Raw genomic sequence first — 19,288 nt, forward strand, 5'->3', positions numbered from 1 at the left:
GCGGCCGCTGTGGCGGGCCGTGACACGAAGATGCGCGTACCCCCGCGCGCATCTGGGCGGGCCGTGGCGGCCAGCCCGGTGTCTCCCATCATAAGGGCGCCGCCTTCGCTCGCCGGGCGTCGCGTGGGTCATCGTCACGATTCGCGCGCTCTCACGCACCGCGCGAGCTCATCCGTCGCCAGAGGCTCTCGGCGAGCGTGAAGTCGTGCTCCGCGTCGATGTCGATGCCTTCGAGGGGATCCATGACGAACAGTTCGATCGTCCCGCCCAGGCGGTTGTGGTGCCGCTCGTAGATCTCCGTGCGCGTCAGGTAGAGCGAACCCGTCTCGCGATAGCGCAGCTGCTCTGGCTTCAGGTCCTGGCGGCGTGGTCGCGCGTCGACGGGGTACAACGCCTCGACGTGCGGCACGCGCCGCCACATGAAGATCTCGGCGGGCACGACCCCGACCATCGAGTCAGCACCCGTCACGGCGAACTCGTCGAGACAGCGTGCCAGCGTGCCCGGTAGGCGCAGGGGTGAGGTGGCCTGCAGGAACATCACCTGATCCGGTCGACCAGCTTCGGCGGTGATCACCTCGATGGCATGCTCGATGACGGGTTCCGACGCCGTCGCGTCGCCCGCCAGTGCCTCGGGGCGTTCGATGACCTGCGCGCCGGCGCCGCGGGCCACATCGGCGATCTCCTCGTCCTCGGTCGAGACATACGGCGTGAGCCCCCGGGTCGCAAGCACCTGTTCGATCGACCACACGATGAGAGGTTTTCCCTCGAGCAGCTTCAGGTTCTTGCGGGGGATGCCCTTCGACCCGCCGCGTGCGGGGATGATGGCCGGAGTGGGGTTCGCCATGAGCCCAGCCTAGGCGAGAGCACAGCCCGCGCGTCGTGCCTGGCTATCCTGGACCGACGGCCGACGCCGCAGGGCGTCCGAGGCGGGGCGTACTGAGTGGGGTGGGGTCTGATGACGGCGCAGGTCAGTGTGGTGATCGCGTGCTACGACGCGAACGACACGCTGGGGCTTCAGCTCGAGGCCCTCGCCCATCAAGAAGGAGCGCCGGCCTTCGAGGTGCTCGTCGTGGACAACAATTCGCCCGAAGCTCCCGATGCGGTGGTGAGCGGCTGGTCGGACGTGCTCGACATCCGTGTGGTGCGCGCGAGCGAACATCAGGGTGTGGCCTACGCCCGCAACGTCGGAGTGAGTCGCTCGGCCGCCGACCGCATCATCTTCTGTGATGCGGACGACTGCGCGGGGCCCCGATTCGTCCAGGCCGCCGCGAGTGCGCTGGAGGCGGCGCCCTTCGTCACCGGGGGAGTGCACACCGTGAACGGGAGATCATTCGCCTCGGGCCGCCCAGCCGTGTGGAAAGAGCTGTCGCGCCTCAGCGCGACGCCCGGACCGCGGGACGTCGTCCGTGACGCCTACCCGGTCTTCATGGGGGGAGCCTCCGCCGTCGAACGCGCGGCGTTCATGGAGGTCGGCGGCTTCGACCAGGGGTATGTGCCGGGCGCGGAGGACAACGATCTCGGGCTGCGTGTTCTGGCCCAGGGTTTCACGCTCCTGCGGGTGCCGGACATGACCTTGGCGGAGCGGCCCCGCGCCAACGCCACCGGGGCCTTCCGACGCTCCTTCGACGGGGGGCGGATGCACATGCGGCTGTGCGCAGGACACGACCTGTGGTCGGTCTCTCCTCACCTGCACGACCCCGAGTGGTGGAGAGATCTCCTGCGGTTGCCCGGAGCACTCGTCACGACCGCGATCCGCGACCGCTCCGCGTCCGGACGCCGGGGGCTTGCGAGCCGCGCCGGGCTTCGTCTCGGCCAGTTCGTCGGTTTCGTCGAGTACCGAATCGTCGGCCGTCCCGTCGGTCAGGACCGAGGACTCGGGCTGTCGGACGCGCCGACGAGCCAGTAGATCTCCTCGGTCGGAAGCTCGTTCGGGTCCAGCAGGCGATCGTCTGTGTCGAGGACGGGGAGCTGAGAGACATAGCACGCCAGGCGCTGGTGCTTGCGGAACACGTCGACGGGCATGACCACCCGGTCCGCCTCGAGGCCGCGGCCGTGTCGCAGCCGCGCCATCTCGTCATCACCACGGGCATGCCAGAGATAGGGGAAGTCCTCGTAGAACGCGATGCGTACCCCGGGATGGCGGACTGCGACGTCGAGCGCGAGATCACGCAGGACGACATGGTCGGGGTTGGCGGCCAGCCCGCCATCCATCGCCTTCGCCCGCCGGTGGAGATACTCCGCGTGCAGGACGCGTTGCACACCGCTGCGCAGGATCCGCCTCCCGCCGGCGCTCAGGCGGGCGACCGCATGGGAGGCGCCCGCGACGGCGGCGGGTTGCGCGTCGCGGCGCGGGGGATTGACGCCGGTCGAGTCGCCCAGGTTCTTGTGGACGCCCTCATGCGACGCTGTGGCAAGGGGCCTCTTTCCCTTGAGCCCGTTCAGCAGGCGGCGACCACGTTCGAGCGTGCTCGTCCATGGGGCGGGCGGCATGTGGCGGCCGGCGCACACCGGCGCGACGACGAGGCCGTGCGGATGCTGATCCATCCACGCCTGCAGGGCCCCCTCGATGTCGACGAGCTCCAGGCGACGCTGTTCGCGGGAGGCGTAGGCGCCTTCGAGGTACCCGAGCCGCCGGTTGCTCGCAGTGACGCCGGCGAAGGCGGTGTCATCCTCGATCCGGCGCGCACGCACAGTCGCGTCCGAGTCCGAGAACCCACAACTCAGGTCCCACGACGTCGTCTGTGGCGGGCGCGGCGCACCCGTGAAGACCGTCCACACCTCGCACGGGTGATCGAGCACCACCGACGAGGCGCTGAGCATGGCATCGTCCATGTGCGGCGACAGGACCAGCACGTCGCGTTCCGCGATCAGGGCGGCCAGGGAGTCAGGTGCGGACGAATCGTTCACGTGGCCATCCTCTCGCATCGCCCACGCACGCCATGGGGGTGAGGTACGCCAGAATGGCCCTGATCCGTTCGGACGACGAGGGGAAACAGGATGACGAAGACCGTGCCGGGTCTGATGCCCGACCTGGCCGCATGGCAGCAGTGGGCTGATTGCCGGCGGCGGGGTGTCGAGACGGTCCGTCGAGCCAAGGGCCGGTTCCGGCCGGTGGCGGAGCCTCGTGCCTGCCTGTGGCTGCCGCGCAGCGCCGCCACCACCCTCGTCGTCATCGACAAGGCGACGCCGAGCTGCCGGGCGGCGATCCTCGAGCCGCTGCGCCACCTGGATCTCGCTCGAACGGCGGTGCTCGCCCCACGCGACCTCGACATCGATCCGCTCGAGGGCCTCGGCGGCGCGTGGGAATCGCGGCCCTATGACGGACCCGCCGATCTGCCGGCCACGATCGGCTCCGTGCTCACACTCGGGGCCTACCTCCACTGGAGCAAGGGTGCCGTGCGCTGGGCGGAAGCACGCGACGTCACCGTACATCTCGTCCAGCACGGTCTACTCACTCCCTGGTCGCCACCTGCACCGGCCGGAGCGCATGTGCTCGCCTGGTGCGACAGTGACGCCGAATACTGGACGCGCGGACGCCCCGACGTCACGGCCCAGGTCGTCGGATCTCAGATGTTGTGGGCAGCCTCCCACGAAGGTCGGCCACGGATGACGACAGATCGACCCGTCATGCTCGGGCAGCTGCACGGAACGGAGCTGACGCGGCGTGAGACGCTGACGACCTATCTCCATGCGTGCGCCCAGGGCGAGATGCTCTATCGACCGCACCCGAACGAGAAGGACGCCGTCTCGCGAACCCTTCACGCAGTCATGCGGCGGCGAGGCGTCGAGTTCGCGTCGACCAGCACCGCCTTGACCGAGCTCACGCAGCCCGTCGTCTCCATCTTCTCGACAGGCACACTCGAAGCCGCGATGCGGGGCTTGCCCGCCTGGGTCACGACCACCGATCCACCCCCATGGGTGCGCGACTTCTGGCGCCGCTACGGCCTCGCCGAGTGGGGCGGCGAACCGACCCCGCCTTGGCGCACGCTCGACGAAGAACCCGCCGCCACGCTTGCGCGCGCGATCCGAGGAGCCTGACGATGACCGACGCGCCACCGAACGATGTCGTGCCGCAGGAGTCCGCGGCAGGCCCGGGTCCCGCCCAGCTGTATCAGTTGGCGACCGAGGCGAGCCGCCCCCGCGTCGCCATCGCACATGACTACCTCACGCAACGCGGAGGGGCCGAACGCGTGGTCCTGGCCATTAGCCGCGCGTTCCCCGACGCGCCGATCCACACGACGCTCTACAACCCGTCGACCACGTTCCCGGAGTTCGCCGACAAGAACATCGTCGTCTCCCCCCTCAACCGAATCGGGGTGCTGCGCCGATACCACCGGCTCGCCCTGCCCCTGCTCCCATGGGCCTCGAACCGCATGACGATCGACGCCGACGTGGTCCTGGCATCGTCGAGCGGGTGGGCTCACGGATTTCCCACGACGGGCCACAAGATCGTCTACTGTCACTCGCCCGCCCGATGGCTCTACGCCGCAGACGAGTATCTCGGCGCGGGCGGCCGCCGCAGCGTCAAGGGCGCGGCTCTCGAGGTGCTCAAGCGACCGTTGCTGGCGTGGGACGTGAAGGCTGCCGCCACGGCGGACGCCTACGTCGCCAACGCCAACGTCATCGCCACACGGATCAAGCGAGCGTACGGCTACGACGTCGCCGTCCTCCCGCCGCCGTTCGGCGTGGACGAGACAGGTCGTCGAGCCCCCATCGCCGCCGTTGCGCACTGGGGTCAGACACCGTACTTCCTCGTGGTGTCACGCCTCATGCCGTACAAGAACGTCGACGCCGTCATCGAAGCGATGCGTGGGCGCTCCGAGCGCTTGCTCGTGGTAGGCGCAGGGCCGATGGCTGAGCCTCTGCGGGCGAGCCGCCCCGACAACGTCGAGATCGTCTCCGACATCAGCGACGACGAGCTGCGCTGGGCCTACGCCCATGCTGCAGCCCTCGTCGCGGCGTCCTACGAGGACTTCGGCCTCACACCTCTCGAGGGCAATGCCTTCGGCAAACCCGTCGTCGCGTTGCGCGCCGGGGGGTACCTCGACACCGTCGTAGAGGGAGTCAACGGCGTGTTCATCGAACGGCCCGCTCCCGCCGACATCAACCGAGGAATGGACGCCGTGCGCTCCCAGCCGTGGGACCCGGACGCCATTCGTGCCCATGCCGAAGCGTTCGGCGAGCACAACTTCATCCGGAGGTTGACGGAGCTGGTCGAAGAGCGCTGAGCCGGCTCAGGCGTCGTCGTTCGCGCGGAACCGACGAGCACGGCGGCTCGGAGGCGCACCGTCGGAGTCTGACGTCGCAGGTGTGGCCTGGCGGGGGGCGCGCTCAACGTTCGCAGAGGCGCTCGGCGCCTGCGACGACTCTCCCCGCATCGGGTCGTGCCTCGTCGTGTCGAGAGGGACCCCGGCGTTGCCTCGGTCCACCTGGGGGCCCGCTGCGGGCGTCGATTCGGGTGCGTGAAGAGTGATGTCGGCGAGCTCGTGCGCCGGGGTCAGTGCGGACGCCTCGTCCGGCTCGTCCGTGTGTCCGTATCCGTACCCGTAGCCGTATCCATAACCGGCTGTGGCGTAGTTGCCGGCGCCGTAGCCGTAGACCGTGGAACCCATGGATCGCGGCGGGGTCATGTTCAGGATCGAGCCGAAGTAGTGGGCTCCCACCTGATCCAGGATCTTGGTGCACAGAGCGATCTGCTCCTTGTGCGTGGTGCCGTGGTGGTAGACGACGGCCGCACCGCTGGCCGCCACCGACAGCAGACCGGCGTCCGTGACCGGGAGCAGTGGTGGCGCGTCGAGCACCACGAAGTACTCCTCCTCCAGGGCATCAATGACGGCACTCATCCGGCGCGAGCCCAGAAGTTCTGAGGGGTTCGGCGGGATGCGTCCGGACGTGATGATCGACAAGTTCTTGTGGTCGCCGGGCTGGATCGCCTGACGTAGCGAGGCCTGGCCCGTCAACACCTCCGTGAGACCCACGGCGTTGTCCACGTCGAATGTCTCGTGGATCACGGGGCGGCGGAGGTCGGTGTCCACGAGGACGACGTGCTGGCCGGCGGCAGCCAGCACGCGCGCCAGGTTGGACGCGACCGTGGACTTTCCCTCGCTCTGGACGGCCGAGGTGATCACGAGGGATCGGGGTGGCTGCTCAGCCGAGACATACCGCAGATTCGTCCGCAGCATTCGGAAGGCCTCAGACGTGCTGCCGAGCGCCCCCAGGCCTCCCCGACTCTTGGTCTGCAGGTTCTTGGCCTTCGGAATGACTCCCAGGGTGCCCACGCCGGTGACCTTCTCCAGGTCGCTGGTGTGACGAATGCGCGAGTCGAGCTGCTTGCGCAGCACGACCAGGACCGTCCCCGCGACCAGGCCCAGAAAGGCGCCGATGAGAAGGTTGACGGGCCACTTGGGTGACGTCTGCGACGCCGGCAGGCCTGCTCGTGAGAGAGGATAGGCGTCGTACACCGTCGACTTGGCGCCATTGAGGGTCTCGATGTGCTTGATCTCCTGCGAGAGAGCCGCGGGTGCCAGGTTGGCTGCTTGCTGCGCCTTGGCGGCTGAACTCGAGGATGCGGTCAGCGACAGATTCGAGGTGCCCTCAGATCCAGCGCCTGCGAGCACGAAGTCACCAGGCGAGAGGGCCCCATTGGACAGTGCGACGACGCGGTCGGCGACACCCGATCCTGAGGCCAGCTGGGCGTACGCACCGGAACGCTGGTTGGCCAGTTGCTGGTTGACCATGGCGGCACTCGCATCATTGGAGGCGCCGGCCATGATCTGGGCCGTCGAGGTGGCCTGATACTCGACTGGCCTGGTCAGGGTGTAGCCAGCGGCTACGACGATGCCGAGCAACATGCTGAGCAGCAGCAGTTTGAGGTTCGTCCGAATGATACGAACCAGGTCCAGAATGGTCACGGGTGCTCCTGTCGTCGCCCACGTTGTGCCCCCGTGGCGACGTATCACTGGTGAGAAGGGTCGGGGTCAGTCTAGGACGGCCGTCTGAATGCGGGTGCTTCAAGGCCCGGTTGCGTGTCTCACGTTTGCGCTCGAGGGGGTGGGGGTCACCCGTCGGCCTGATCGCCTGGGGTGTCATCACGCTTGGCCACGATGAGCTGGCCGACCTTGTCGCTCACGAGGCGTCGTGCCTCGACGTCGAGCTGAGCGTCGGTGACGAGCACGTCGACGCGTTCGAGGGGAGCGATGGTCGACAGCCCGACGACGCCCCACTTCGTGTGGTCGGCGACGACGATGACCTTGCGCGCCGCCGCGATGAGCAGCCGGTTCGTCTCCGCCTCGAGCAGGTTGGGCGTCGTCAGCCCCGCGTCGAGGTCGATGCCGTGGATGCCGAGGATGAGCGTGTCGACGTGGATGTCGGCGAGCATCTGGTTCGCGACGGGGCCGGCGAGGGCGTCGGACGGGGTGCGCACGCCGCCGGTGAGCACGATGTTCTGATCTTCACGCACCGGGTCGTAGAGCAGCTCCGCGACACGGGGGGAGTTCGTCACGACCGTCAACCGCTTGACGGGACGCAGTTCGACGGCGACGGCGTAGGCCGTCGTCCCCGCGCTGACCGCGATCGTCTGGCCGTTGCCGATGAGGCTCGCGGCAGTACGGGCGATCTCCGACTTCTGCACGGGGTTCATCGCCGACTTCACCCAGAAGCCAGGCTCGTCGATGGGGTGATCCCCGACGGCCGTCGCGCCGCCGTGCACCTTGAGTACGAGACCCTTGCCGGCGAGGAACTCGATGTCACGACGGATCGTCATGTCGGAGACACCGAGCCGTTCGACGAGGTCGCTGACGCGCACCCCACCGTCGTCCTCGATGCCGCGCAGGATCGCTTCCTGACGCTGTCGTGCGAGCATCCACCCTCCCGATGGTCCGGGGCGCAGCGCGCCCCGCTCGTGCTCGACCGCGGCTCGGAGCGTTCGGTCGATTCAACAGAAACCAACATAGACGCAAGTGCGAACCTGTGCGTCGATGCCCGCCCCTCAGGCGGGCGTGAGCCCGCGCCGCAGCCGGCCGGCGTCACCCCTCGAGCCGCCGCGGTGGAGGGTACGTCGACGATCCGAACGCGCGCGGACGCGCCGGCGGTGTCAGAATGGGGCACATGTCCGACAACACCTCACCCCTCGTGGCGGGCCAGACCCGCCCGCACATCCTGTCCGGAATGCAGCCGACGTCCGACTCGCTGCATCTCGGCAACTACCTCGGTGCGCAGATCAACTGGGTGAGGATGCAGGAGGGGTTCACGCCGTACTTCTGCGTCGTCGACCTGCACGCTCTCACCGTCAGCCCCGACCCGGCGCTGCTGCGTGAACGCTCCTACGCGACGGCTGCGCAATACCTCGCGGGCGGCGTCGACCCGGCGCGCTCGGCCGTCTTCGTCCAGAGCCACGTGCGTGAGCACGCCGAACTGGCGTGGGTGCTCAACTGCATCACCGGTTTCGGCGAGGCCGGGCGCATGACGCAGTTCAAGGACAAGGCCGGCAAGCGCGGCAACGACAACACGAGCGTCGGGCTGTTCACCTACCCGATCCTCATGGCCGCGGACATCCTGCTCTACGACGCGCAGTACGTGCCGGTGGGGGAGGACCAGCGTCAGCACCTCGAGCTGACCCGCAACCTCGCGCAGCGCTTCAACTCCCGTTTCGGCGAGACGTTCGTCGTGCCCGAGCCGTACATCCCGGAGGGCACGGCGAGGGTGATGTCGCTGCAGGATCCGACGAAGAAGATGAGCAAGTCGGACGAGAACGCGAACGCCTCGATCAACATGCTCGACGAGACGAAGAAGAACACGAAGAAGATCAAGTCGGCCGTCACCGACCTCGACAACTTCGTGGCGTTCGACGTCGAGAACAAGCCGGGCATCGCGAACCTGCTGCGCATCCACTCGGCCATCTCGGGCGAGTCGATCGAAACCCTCGTCGAACGTTTCGCCGGGGAGAACCGGTACGGCGCGCTCAAGACCGAGGTGGCCGAGGTGGTCGCCTCCGTCCAGGGCCCCTTCCGTGAGCGCTACCTCGAATTCATGGCTGACCGCGGCGAGCTCGACCGCATCCTCGCCGACGGTGCGGCCCGCGCGCGCGAGATCGCCGCGCCGACGCTCGCCCGCGCCTACGACGCCGTCGGCCTGGTGCCGGCGACGCGCTGAGCGGGACGGATCGTGCGCACCGTCGGCGTCAGCATCGCCGTCCCCGAGCCGTACTTCTCGCAGCTGCGCGAGATGCGTCGCGCCGCGGGCGACCCCCAGGCTGACGCGGTGCCGCCGCACGTCACGCTCATGCCGCCGACGGAGGTGGCGGACGGGCTGATCCCCGCGTTCACCACTCACCTGCACGACGTGGCGCGCGACTTCGCGCCCTTCGACATGATCCTGCGCGGCACCGGCACGTTCCGGCCCACCTCTCCGGTCGTCTTCGTCCAGCTCGCGCAGGGCGTCGACTCGTGTGAGCAGCTGGAATCGGCGGTGCGCAGCGGACCCATCGGCCGCGACCTCGAGTTCCGCTACCACCCTCACGTGACGATCGCCCACCACGTCGACGACGGCGCCTTGACGCATGCCTTCGAGGTGAACAAGCACTACGAGGCGGCGTTCACGGTGAGCGAGTTCCACCTCTACTTCCAGGAGGATGACGGCGTGTGGTCGCCCGTCGAGTCGTTCACGCTGCAGGGCCGCGGCTCGGGCGCCGGAGTGTCCTGAACGCGCCTCGAGCGTGAGGCATCTCGCAGCCGGTGGTTAGGTCCTCCTAAGGTCTGTGTGATATGTCACGATTTGCGCACGTTGGGAACACCCGGCCTCCGAGGCGTCGCCCGGACGGCGTAAAGTGCCCTGCGTGGCAACGAATACTCTCCCCGCGAAGCGGACTGGCAAGGCTGGGAGCACCCTCTTCCTGAAGACGCTGATGGCGGGCTCAGGACTCTTCTTTGTGCTCTTCGTTCTTGGGCATATGTACGGAAACCTCAAGCTCCTGTGGGGCGAAGAGACGTTCAACACGTACGCCCATCACCTGCGCACGATCGGCGAGCCCATGCTCCCGCATCGTGGGCTTCTCGACATCATCGAGGTTCTCCTCGTCCTCGCGCTGATCGGGCACGTCTACTCGGCGGTCAAGCTCTGGCAGCGCGCCGGCACGGCGCGCACGCAGCGCTATGCCGTGAAGAAGACGCAGCTCGGCTTCGGTGGGCACGCCAACAAGTCGATGCGTTGGGGCGGGCTGTTCCTGCTCCTGTTCGTCATCTTCCACCTCATCCAGTTCACCCTGCCCAAGGTGAACTTCAACGGTGACGACACGAACAACCCGTACTGGCTCGTCCACGACAGCTTCCGCCTGTGGTGGGTCGCCCTCATCTACATCGCGGCGATGATTGCCCTCGGCATGCACCTCATGCACGGCATCTGGAGCGCGGCGCAGACCCTCGGGTGGACCGGTTCCCCGGCGGCACGCAAGAAGGCCAAGCTCGTGGCGCACCTGACGGCCGCCGTCGTCGTCGTCGGCTTCCTCATCCCGCCGCTCGCCGTCCTCTTCCACCTCATCTGACAGGAGACAAGACACCATGAGTACTCCCATGGGGGAAACGGCGCAAAGCGGCTCCGGCGACACGCCGACCACGACCCAGGAGAAGGGCGGGCGCAACGACGCCCACGCCTTCTTCACCGAGGGCGCGCCGATCAAGGACACCAAGGCTCCCGACGTCGACATCGCGCAGATGTGGACGCAGCACAAGTTCGACGACAAGCTCGTCAACCCCTCGAACCGTCGCAAGCTCGAGGTCATCATCGTCGGCACCGGTCTCGCCGGCGCCTCGGCTGCCGCGACGATGGGTGAGGCCGGGTACAACGTCAAGACGTTCTTCTACCAGGACTCGGCCCGTCGCGCGCACTCGATCGCCGCGCAGGGCGGTATCAACGCCGCGAAGAACTACAACGACGACGGTGACTCCACGTACCGCCTCTTCTATGACACGGTCAAGGGCGGCGACTACCGCAGCCGCGAGACCAACGTCTACCGCCTCGCCGAGGTCAGCACGAACATCATCGACCAGTGCGTCGCCCAGGGTGTTCCGTTCGCGCGTGAGTACGGCGGCTACCTCGACAACCGTTCGTTCGGTGGTGTGCAGGTCGCGCGTACGTTCTACGCCGCGGGTCAGACGGGCCAGCAGCTGCTCATCGGCGCCTACCAGGCCATGGAGCGTCAGGTCGCGAAGGGGACCGTCAAGGAGTACAAGCGCCACGAGATGCTCGAGGTGATCATCAAGGACGGTCGTGCGCGCGGCATCATCACGCGTGACATGGTCACCGGCGCCATCGACACTCACCTCGCCGACGTCGTCGTCCTCGCGACGGGTGGCTACGGCAACGTGTTTTTCCTGTCGACGAACGCGATGGGCTGCAACGTCACCGCGACGTGGCGTGCACACAAGAAGGGCGCCTACTTCGGCAACCCGTGCTACACGCAGATCCACCCGACCTGCATCCCCGTCTCCGGTGATCACCAGTCGAAGCTGACGCTGATGTCGGAGTCGCTGCGCAACGACGGTCGCATCTGGGTGCCGAAGAACGCAGCCGACTGCGACAAGGACCCGCGCGACATCCCGGAGGAGGCGCGCGACTACTACCTCGAGCGCATCTACCCGGCGTTCGGAAACCTCGTGCCGCGTGACATCGCGTCACGTCAGGCGAAGAACATGTGCGACGAGGGCCGTGGCGTCGGTCCGCTCGTCGACGAGGTCGACGAGAACGGCGAGAAGCGCCAGATGCGCCGCGGTGTCTACCTCGACTTCACCGCTGCGATGGAGCGCATGGGTGAGGCGGCCGTCAAGGAGAAGTACGGCAACCTCTTCGACATGTACGCCCGCATCACCGGTGAGGACCCGTACAAGACGCCGATGCGCATCTATCCGGCCGTGCACTACACGATGGGTGGCCTCTGGGTCGACTACGACCTCGAGACCTCGATCACGGGCCTGTACTGCACGGGTGAGGCGAACTTCTCCGACCACGGTGCCAACCGTCTCGGCGCCAGCTCGCTGATGCAGTGCCTCGCGGACGGCTATTTCGTCCTGCCGAACACGATTCGCAACTACCTCGCCGAGGGGCCGTTCGAGAAGGTCGACGAGAACGACCCGGCCGTCGTCGAGGCGCGCCGCTCGGTCGAGGAGCGCATCGAGAAGTTCTTGTCCATCAACGGAACTCGCACCGTCGACAGCTTCCACAAGGAGCTGGGACGCATCATGTGGGAGTACTGCGGCATGGAGCGTTCGGAGGCCGGCCTCACGAAGGCGATCGGTCTCATCCGCGAGCTCAAGAAGGAGTTCTGGAGCAACGTCCGGGTGCTCGGCGCGGCCGACACTCTCAACCAGTCGCTCGAGAAGGCCGGTCGTGTGGCCGACTTCATCGAGCTGGGCGAGCTCATGTGCATCGACGCGCTGCACCGCCGCGAATCCTGTGGTGGTCACTTCCGCGCGGAGAGCCAGACCGAGGACGGTGAGGCGCTGCGTCACGACGACGAGTTCGCGTACGTCGCTGCCTGGGAGTACGGCGAGGACGGGCTCGCGTCCGAGGATGCCGCCAACACGCCGGTCCTGCACAAGGAGGACCTCGTCTACAAGTTCATCGAACTGAAGCAGCGGAGTTACAAGTGAATCTCACACTCAAGATCTGGCGTCAGGACAACGCGGCCGCCGCTGGGCGTTTCGAGACCTACCCGGTCAAGGACATCAGTGAGGACATGTCGTTCCTCGAGATGCTCGACGTGCTCAACGAGCAGCTCCAGGCTGACGGTATCGAGCCGATCGCGTTCGACTCCGACTGCCGCGAGGGCATCTGTGGCATGTGCGGGCTCATGATCTCGGGCATGGCACATGGCCCCGAGGTCACGACGACGTGCCAGTTGCACATGCGCTCGTTCACGGACGGGGACGAGATCACCGTCGAGCCGTGGCGCGCCGACGCGTTCCCGGTCGTGCGTGACCTCGTCGTCGACCGCAGCGCGTTCGACCGCATCATCCAGTCCGGCGGTTACATCTCCGTCAACACGGGTGCTGCACCGGAGGCTCACAGCCAGCTCGTGCCGAAGCCTCAGGCAGACCGCGCGTTCGAGACGGCGAAGTGCATCGGCTGCGGCGCGTGCGTGGCCGCGTGCCCGAACGCCTCCGGCATGCTCTTCCTGGGCGCGAAGATCACGCACCTCGGTGAGCTGCCGCAGGGCCAGCCGGAGCGCGACGCCCGCGTCGTGTCCATGGTCAACACGCATGACCACGAAGGTTTCGGCGGTTGCACCAACATCGGTGAATGCGCCGCGGCCTGCCCGAAGGAGATCCCGCTCGACGTCATCAGCCAGCTGAACGCCGACTTCCGGACAGCCAGGTCGCGTCACTGACGATCGCCATCTAGATGCCCGAGGAGGGCCCCACTTCGTGCTGGGCGCGGAGCGGGGCCCTCCTGCGTGAAACGAGTGCCTCAGCCTGAGGAATCTGCCGCAATCGCCTGAGGCGTCCACGGGATTCGTGCACCAGTCCATGTGCGCCTGGGGGCATCATGGGCATCGGCTGAGTCAACGTGACGATCATGCCCGGCGAGATCGAGCTCGTCCCTCCTCAATCTGGACCAGAACCACAATCGACCCCACGCCAATCCCCGGCGCCCGCCTCCCGGCGTCGATCGGCTTACTGCAGCCCGTCGGCGGACCCGTATTGCGTGAGGCAATCTCCGATTTCTCCAGCCCCTCGGGGAAGGTGCAGACTTTCGTGGGGCTGGCTTCCCGGCGGCTGGCGAGCGTCATGGGACACACGCCGACCGAGCCGAGCTTCACCCGTTGCCGAACGGCCCGTGAGCTGCACGGTTATGCTCTGCGGGTGACGTCTTCTCCAGCGGCGCGACCCTCCATCAGTGTTCTCACCATCACTTACAACGGAGCCCGCTACCTGCCCACGCTGATGGCCTCCCTCGCGCGACAGGATGCCGATTTCCCTTGGGAGTACGTGGTGGTGGACAACGGTTCGACTGATGGCACCTGGGACGTCGTGAGCGAGCTGGCGCGAACCCTCCCTGCGCCGGTGCGCATGATCGACGGTGGTGCGAAGCCAGGCAACATTCCGTACGTGCGCAACCTTGCGGCTGCATCGGCGCGAGCTGACCACCTCGTGTACTGCGATCAGGACGACATCGTCGAACCGGGCTGGTTGGCGGCGGCGGAGGACGGCTTGCGTCAGCACGAAGCTCTCATGGGCCTCATCCACGACATGACGCCTGTTGATGCTCCCCCCCGCGTCATGAATCCGAGCGTGTACACGGACATGCCCATCGTCGAGTCCTGCAACTTCGCTGTGCGCCGCGCGACGCTCGAGGCTGCAGGCGGATTCGACGAAGATCTAGCAGGGTACGGAATGGATGACTCCGAACTCGCGCTGCGTCTCAGAAAAAAAGGTCATGCAATTGTCGGGTGGCCGTCGATGAGAATTCAAGCCAGACAGACTGTCGGCACGATGAACCGTATACGCAAGGTGTTCAGTTCGGCCCGGACTGAGATGGTCGTCTGGCAGAAGCACGCGGACGTCTACGGTGATCGCAGGAACCGACGCTATCTTTGCAAAGAGACGCGCACGAATCTTCGTACCGGGTGGTTAGCTGTTCGCGGTGGTAGTGGTGTCTCCAAGGACCGGGGTGCTCGGGCGGTCGTCACTTCGGCAGGTCACTTGTATGAGCGCGTTCGGCCCCGAGCGGCTCGCTCGTCCGTCGTCGAGCCTCCCTGCCAGCCCAAAACCAGCGAAAGTTTCGACCACATCGTCATCACGCAATTCTCCGCGGTGTTCGCCCCTGACGCCGAACCCGCATCACAGGAGTGGTGCTGGTACCGGTTGGCGATCTTCCGCAAGCTCCTGTGCCCCAGCATGCGCAGCCAAAGCGGGGCCGCGCCCTTCACGTGGCTCGTGTATTTCGATGACCGGTGTTCATCGGGGTTCCGTGCCGCCGTGGATGAACTTGCCGCTGGGCTCTTCGTTCCCATCTGGACACATGACGTCTACTGGGACCGCGTCGTGCGCGATGTGGAGAAGCTGAGTACTCGTGAATACCTCATCACGACGCGGGTGGATAGTGACGACGCACTCTCTCGCGGCTTCATCCGAAGCGTGCAGGAAGAGTTTGCCCGCCAGGACCTGCTGTTCGTCACCTTCCCGCGCGGTTTACAACTCGATGACAAGGGCCGGGTGTACTCCTACGACGAACCGTCGGGCCCATTCATGAGCCTCATCGAACGGCGCGGGTCCGAACCGCCGCGCGTCGTGCTCAGCCACGCACACTTCAATCATGGCCTGGTGCGCCGGTATGGCCCGATACGGGAAGTCATCACCGGTGGCCGCCCGATGTGGCTCCAATACATCCACGGGACGAACGTTGCAAATGCCGTCCGGGGGGTAAGGGTGCCAGCCGCGACGCTGTCTCGTTGGTTCGACGTGGAGATGCATGCGAGACCGGACGCCTCATGGCTCATCTTCGCAACGGATCTCGTACGGTCGCACGCGGCGCGCGTGCGGTTCTGGGGCGGGACGCCGTACTACGCTGTGGAGTACGTCGACGCGTTGTTCGATCGTATCCGCGGGACCCATGTCAAGAAGCCTGCGGGGGCGTCCGTCCACGGTCCGCCGTTGCTGAGCGCGCTCGTCAGAAGCCGTAAAGGCGTGAGCATGCTTGTACGACGAGGGGGTAGCTGAAGATGGTCTCGTCCATCAGGCGTCTTGCTCTGCAGACAGGTCCCGGAACCAAACTGCGCCAGCGTTATCGCAGTCTGCGTGCTGTGCAGGTCTTGGGGAATACCGCCCGGGAGCATCCTGAGTACGCGATAGGGCCCATGCCTACGGCAAGATTCGGGTTTTCCATGACGCGGAGCAGCACACGCTCACGATCGGCGACTAATGTTCGCTGGGAGAAGGTTCTGCCTATTGGGTAGGTGGTGGTCACCGCCCGGACTGGGTGATCACATACCCGTTCAACACCCTTGACGCGAGATTCTCAGGAATCCATGGCCATCCGTTGCGCCGTGGGAACGTCGAGGTCGGCAGTGATGTCTGGGTGGGTTTCGAGGCGTTGATCATGTCGGGTGTGACCATCGGCCACGGTGCGGTCGTTGGTGCTCGATCCGTCGTGACGAGGGACATCGAGCCCTATACCATCGTGGCTGGTTCGCGAGCGCGGGTGGTACGTAAGCGCTTCGACGATCGGACGTTAGCGCGTCTACGCGACATCGCTTGGTGGGAGTGGGATGAGGCGGAGGTGTTCGCCGCAGCACCTTTCCTGCAGAATGCTGACATATCGGCCCGTATCGAAGGTGTCGATTCGGGCTCGTAGGGTCCTTCTTCTGCAAGACGGCTGTCTGGCTCGGCTGTTACGCCGCGCGGGAGACCGAGCGGGCCCGGGACCCGGCGATGACGCTCGCGTAGTAGTCGAGCAGACGCTGCGTCATGCCGTTCCAGGAGCGGCCGGCCATCTTGCGCGCGCCCGAGGCGCCCATGCGCTCGCGCATCGCCTCGTCGCTCACGAGCGTCCCGATGCTCTGCCGCAGCGAGCCGGACGCGTCCGGGTTGAACAGCAGACCGGTGACGCCCGGCTTGACGATGTCGAGCGGGCCCCCGGCTGCGGGCGCGACGACGGGCAACCGCGACGCCATCGCCTCTTGCAGCGTCTGTCCGAAGGTCTCCTTCGTGCCCGTGTGGCAGAAGATGTCGAAGCTCGCGTAGCTGTGGGCGAGTGTCGCGCCCTCCTGACGGCCGAGGAAGTGCGCGCGCGGCAGCAGTGCGGCGATCTCATCCCGAGAAGGGCCCTCACCGACCAGCGCGATGCTGATGCCCGGCAGGTCGGCGATCTCGGCGAGGCGGTGCAATTCCTTCTCCGGCGCGAGACGCCCGACGTACCCGACAATCACCTCGCCGTTCGGCGCGAGGCGTGAGCGCAGCTGCGCGACCTGCGGCGAGCGGCGCAGCTCGGGCGAGTAGGTGGCGGTGTCGACGCCGCGCCCCCACAGCGCGACACGCGGCACGCCGTGCGCGGCGAGCTCGGTGATCGCCGCGCTGCTCGGAGCGAGCGTCAGGTCGGCGAGGGAGTGAAGGTGACGCACCCAGGTCCACGACGCGCGATGTGCAAGGGGGCCGACGGGCCCACCGTGCTGCGCGACGTAACTGGGCATGTCGGTCTGGTAGATGGCAACCGTCGGGATACCGAGGTTGCGCGCGGCAGCCAACCCTCGCGCGCCGAGGCCGAAGGGTGAGGCGGCATGAACGACGTCCGGAGCGAAATCGCGCAGGATCTGTTCGAGTCTCCGGGTCGGCAGCCCGACACGGAACGCGCGAAGAGTGACGGTCGGCACCGTCGTCACACGGAAGCCGAGGTACTGCGTCGGGGCGGGGGAGGGACAGATGACGAGAACGTCGTGCCCTCCGGCAGCCGCGAGACAGTCGAGCACCCGGCACACGCTCGTGGTGACGCCGTTGAGCGTCGGCAGGAACGATTCGGTGACGATCGCAATTCGCACGTGCTCAGCACACCCCGCGACGGTGACGCGTGCGCACCCGCGCGATGGCGTCACGCTGAGCGTCAGGTGAACAGCACGTGGCCCCACGCGAATGCACGCCTCGACCCGCCACGCCTGCCCGGGTGAACTACGGTAATGGTCATGTCAGACGTGGAGTCGAGCCCGATCGAGGGCTTCTGGGGTGTGATTCCCGCGGGTGGATCGGGAACACGGTTGTGGCCGCTGTCGCGCGCGAACTCGCCGAAGTTCCTGCACGACCTCACCGGGTCGGGGCGCTCGCTGCTGCAGGGCACGGTCGACCGGCTGCAGCCGCTGTGCGGCTCCAACCTGCTCATCGTCACGGGCGCCTCGCACGCCGAGGCCGTGCGTGAGCAGCTGCCCGAGCTCGGCCCGAACGACCTGCTCGTCGAACCCAGCCCGCGCGAGTCGATGCCCGCCATCGGCCTCGCCGCCGCAATCCTCGAGAAGCGGGATCCCGAGGCAGTCCTCGGCTCGTTCGCAGCCGACCAGGTCGTCGGCGACACGTCGGTGTTCGAGGACACCGTGCGTCAGGCCGTCGAAGTCGCGCGCGAGGGCTACCTCGTCACCGTCGCCATCCGCCCGACGTACCCATCAACCGGCTTCGGCTACATCCGCGCCGGCAACAGCCTCGGCATCGACGGTGCGCCGGACGCGACGATCGTCAAGGCCTTCGTCGAGAAGCCCGACGGCCCGACGGCGCAGGCCTACGTCGCGACCGGCGAATACGCCTGGAACGCCGGCATGTTCGTCGTGCGCGCCGCGACGCTCATGGAGATGATCGAGCACTACCAGCCGCGCCTGGCCGAGTACCTGCGCATCATCGCTGACAACCCGTTCCGCCTCTCGGAGCTGTGGCCGCGCCTGACGAAGATCGCCATCGACAACGCCATCGCCGAACCGGCGGCGGTCGACGGGCGCGTCGCGACGGTGCCCGGCTCGTTCACCTGGGACGACGTCGGCGACTTCGCCTCGCTCGCGTCGCTGCTCGTCGAATCGGCCGACGCGCCGGGCGTCAAGGTGCTCGGTGAGAGCGAACTCGTCGTCATGCAGGACGCGACGGGCGTCGTCGCACCGCGCTCGGGGCGCACCGTCGTCGCCATGGGCATCGAGGACGTCGTCGTCGTCGACACCGTCGACGCGGTACTCGTCACGACGCGCGAACGAGCGCAGGACGTCAAGAAGATCGTCGAACAACTCAAGCTGAGTGGCCGCGAAGACCTCACCTGAGGTTGACCAAGCTGGAGCACTGAGCTGGGCCAGTCATGTGGTCACCACACCTCATCGAAGCTGGCAGATACCTAGCGGGGGTTATCGGGCTCATCACAGATGAGGGTGTAGGAGTTCCTGGCGCGTCGGTCCGGGGGTGAGGGTCGAGGTCTCCCGATGATGAGAGTTCTGACGCAACTCATCTGGAAGACCTCGACGTGCACAACGCTACCTTCACGACGCCTGACCTGACTACCTTCTGCCGCCTGGATGAGCTTGGTCTCCTCGCGACGGGTCAACGTCTTGAACCAGGCCGGGCGGTGCTGACGTGCCGGGTCGTTGAGGATGACCGGTGGTGTCACCGGTGCGGCTGCGAAGGGACCCCGCGGGGCAGCGTGGTCCGCCGGTTGGCCCACGAACCGTTCGGGTGGCGACCAACGACACTGCTGGTCACGGTACGGCGGTACCGGTGCACCGAGTGTGTGAATCGCCCCGGGTTCGGTGGAGGCTGTCATTCAACGCGAGGATGGACAGCAT

General features: G+C 66.9%; 16 protein-coding genes and 1 pseudogene. 12 read left to right on the plus strand and 5 right to left on the minus strand.

The window, feature by feature from the left end; all coding sequences use genetic code 11:
* Positions 1-151 precede the first annotated feature (151 nt).
* Complete coding sequence (locus AX669_RS09185) at positions 152-844, minus strand: cytidylyltransferase domain-containing protein (RefSeq protein ID WP_062257993.1); 693 nt, start codon at positions 842-844, stop codon at positions 152-154.
* 111 nt (positions 845-955) lie between these two features.
* Here AX669_RS09185 and AX669_RS09190 point away from each other — a divergent pair, with 111 nt between their 5' ends.
* Entirely contained in the window at positions 956-1,906 is a 951-nt protein-coding gene (locus tag AX669_RS09190; protein ID WP_062257995.1) for a glycosyltransferase family 2 protein, read from the plus strand.
* On the opposite strand, the gene AX669_RS09195 is transcribed toward AX669_RS09190, so the two are convergent.
* Positions 1,861-2,907: a hypothetical protein gene (locus tag AX669_RS09195; protein WP_062257997.1), complete on the minus strand. Its 1,047-nt coding sequence runs from the start codon at positions 2,905-2,907 to the stop codon at positions 1,861-1,863. The genes AX669_RS09190 and AX669_RS09195 overlap by 46 nt on opposite strands.
* Positions 2,908-2,997: 90 nt before the next feature.
* On the opposite strand from AX669_RS09195, the gene AX669_RS09200 reads away from it, so the two are divergent.
* Together AX669_RS09200 and AX669_RS09205 are read left to right on the plus strand one after the other, a co-directional pair.
* The gene (locus AX669_RS09200; protein ID WP_062257999.1) at positions 2,998-4,038 is read left to right on the plus strand and encodes a hypothetical protein; all 1,041 of its coding nucleotides are present in this window, start codon (positions 2,998-3,000) and stop codon (positions 4,036-4,038) included.
* A 2-nt stretch (positions 4,039-4,040) separates the two neighbouring features.
* Entirely contained in the window at positions 4,041-5,228 is a 1,188-nt protein-coding gene (locus AX669_RS09205; protein WP_081873709.1) for a glycosyltransferase, read from the plus strand.
* A 6-nt stretch (positions 5,229-5,234) separates the two neighbouring features.
* On the opposite strand, the gene AX669_RS09210 is transcribed toward AX669_RS09205, so the two are convergent.
* Both AX669_RS09210 and AX669_RS09215 read right to left on the minus strand, forming a co-directional pair.
* On the minus strand, positions 5,235-6,911 hold the full coding sequence (locus AX669_RS09210) for a polysaccharide biosynthesis tyrosine autokinase (RefSeq protein ID WP_062258000.1): 1,677 nt from the start codon (positions 6,909-6,911) through the stop codon (positions 5,235-5,237).
* A 146-nt stretch (positions 6,912-7,057) separates the two neighbouring features.
* Positions 7,058-7,861, minus strand: coding sequence for a DeoR/GlpR family DNA-binding transcription regulator (locus tag AX669_RS09215; protein WP_062258002.1), 804 nt, complete (start codon positions 7,859-7,861; stop codon positions 7,058-7,060).
* Between the two features lie 245 nt (positions 7,862-8,106).
* Here AX669_RS09215 and trpS point away from each other — a divergent pair, with 245 nt between their 5' ends.
* From trpS to AX669_RS13935, 7 genes are all read left to right on the plus strand, one after another.
* Positions 8,107-9,150 carry a tryptophan--tRNA ligase gene (gene trpS, locus AX669_RS09220; RefSeq protein WP_006944447.1) on the plus strand — a complete coding sequence of 348 codons (1,044 nt, stop codon included), beginning with the start codon at positions 8,107-8,109 and terminating at the stop codon, positions 9,148-9,150.
* Between the two features lie 12 nt (positions 9,151-9,162).
* Positions 9,163-9,699 carry a 2'-5' RNA ligase family protein gene (locus AX669_RS09225; protein ID WP_062258003.1) on the plus strand — a complete coding sequence of 179 codons (537 nt, stop codon included), beginning with the start codon at positions 9,163-9,165 and terminating at the stop codon, positions 9,697-9,699.
* A 133-nt stretch (positions 9,700-9,832) separates the two neighbouring features.
* A complete protein-coding gene (locus tag AX669_RS09230; protein ID WP_062258005.1) occupies positions 9,833-10,537 on the plus strand; it encodes a succinate dehydrogenase cytochrome b subunit in 705 nt (234 codons plus the stop codon).
* A gap of 169 nt (positions 10,538-10,706) precedes the next feature.
* Positions 10,707-12,641, plus strand: a complete 1,935-nt coding sequence (locus AX669_RS09235; protein WP_231729529.1) for a fumarate reductase/succinate dehydrogenase flavoprotein subunit — start codon at positions 10,707-10,709, stop codon at positions 12,639-12,641.
* The gene (locus AX669_RS09240) at positions 12,638-13,378 is read left to right on the plus strand and encodes a succinate dehydrogenase/fumarate reductase iron-sulfur subunit (RefSeq protein ID WP_038569034.1); all 741 of its coding nucleotides are present in this window, start codon (positions 12,638-12,640) and stop codon (positions 13,376-13,378) included. The genes AX669_RS09235 and AX669_RS09240 overlap by 4 nt, the downstream gene beginning before the upstream one ends.
* Positions 13,379-13,853: 475 nt before the next feature.
* Entirely contained in the window at positions 13,854-15,710 is a 1,857-nt protein-coding gene (locus tag AX669_RS09245; protein ID WP_197418881.1) for a glycosyltransferase, read from the plus strand.
* A gap of 259 nt (positions 15,711-15,969) precedes the next feature.
* On the plus strand, positions 15,970-16,344 hold the full coding sequence (locus AX669_RS13935; RefSeq protein ID WP_167539851.1) for a CatB-related O-acetyltransferase: 375 nt from the start codon (positions 15,970-15,972) through the stop codon (positions 16,342-16,344).
* A gap of 37 nt (positions 16,345-16,381) precedes the next feature.
* Here AX669_RS13935 and AX669_RS09255 read toward each other — a convergent pair whose 3' ends face one another.
* On the minus strand, positions 16,382-17,524 hold the full coding sequence (locus AX669_RS09255; protein WP_040015139.1) for a glycosyltransferase family 1 protein: 1,143 nt from the start codon (positions 17,522-17,524) through the stop codon (positions 16,382-16,384).
* Positions 17,525-17,659: 135 nt separating this feature from the next.
* On the opposite strand from AX669_RS09255, the gene AX669_RS09260 reads away from it, so the two are divergent.
* Positions 17,660-18,772 carry a mannose-1-phosphate guanylyltransferase gene (locus tag AX669_RS09260; RefSeq protein ID WP_006947324.1) on the plus strand — a complete coding sequence of 371 codons (1,113 nt, stop codon included), beginning with the start codon at positions 17,660-17,662 and terminating at the stop codon, positions 18,770-18,772.
* A 197-nt stretch (positions 18,773-18,969) separates the two neighbouring features.
* Positions 18,970-19,288: pseudogene (locus AX669_RS13055) on the plus strand (transposase family protein); the annotation flags it as partial.

The sequence above is a fragment of the Dermacoccus sp. CCH2-D9 genome, assembly GCF_001556795.1.
GTDB lineage: Bacteria > Actinomycetota > Actinomycetes > Actinomycetales > Dermatophilaceae > Dermacoccus > Dermacoccus nishinomiyaensis.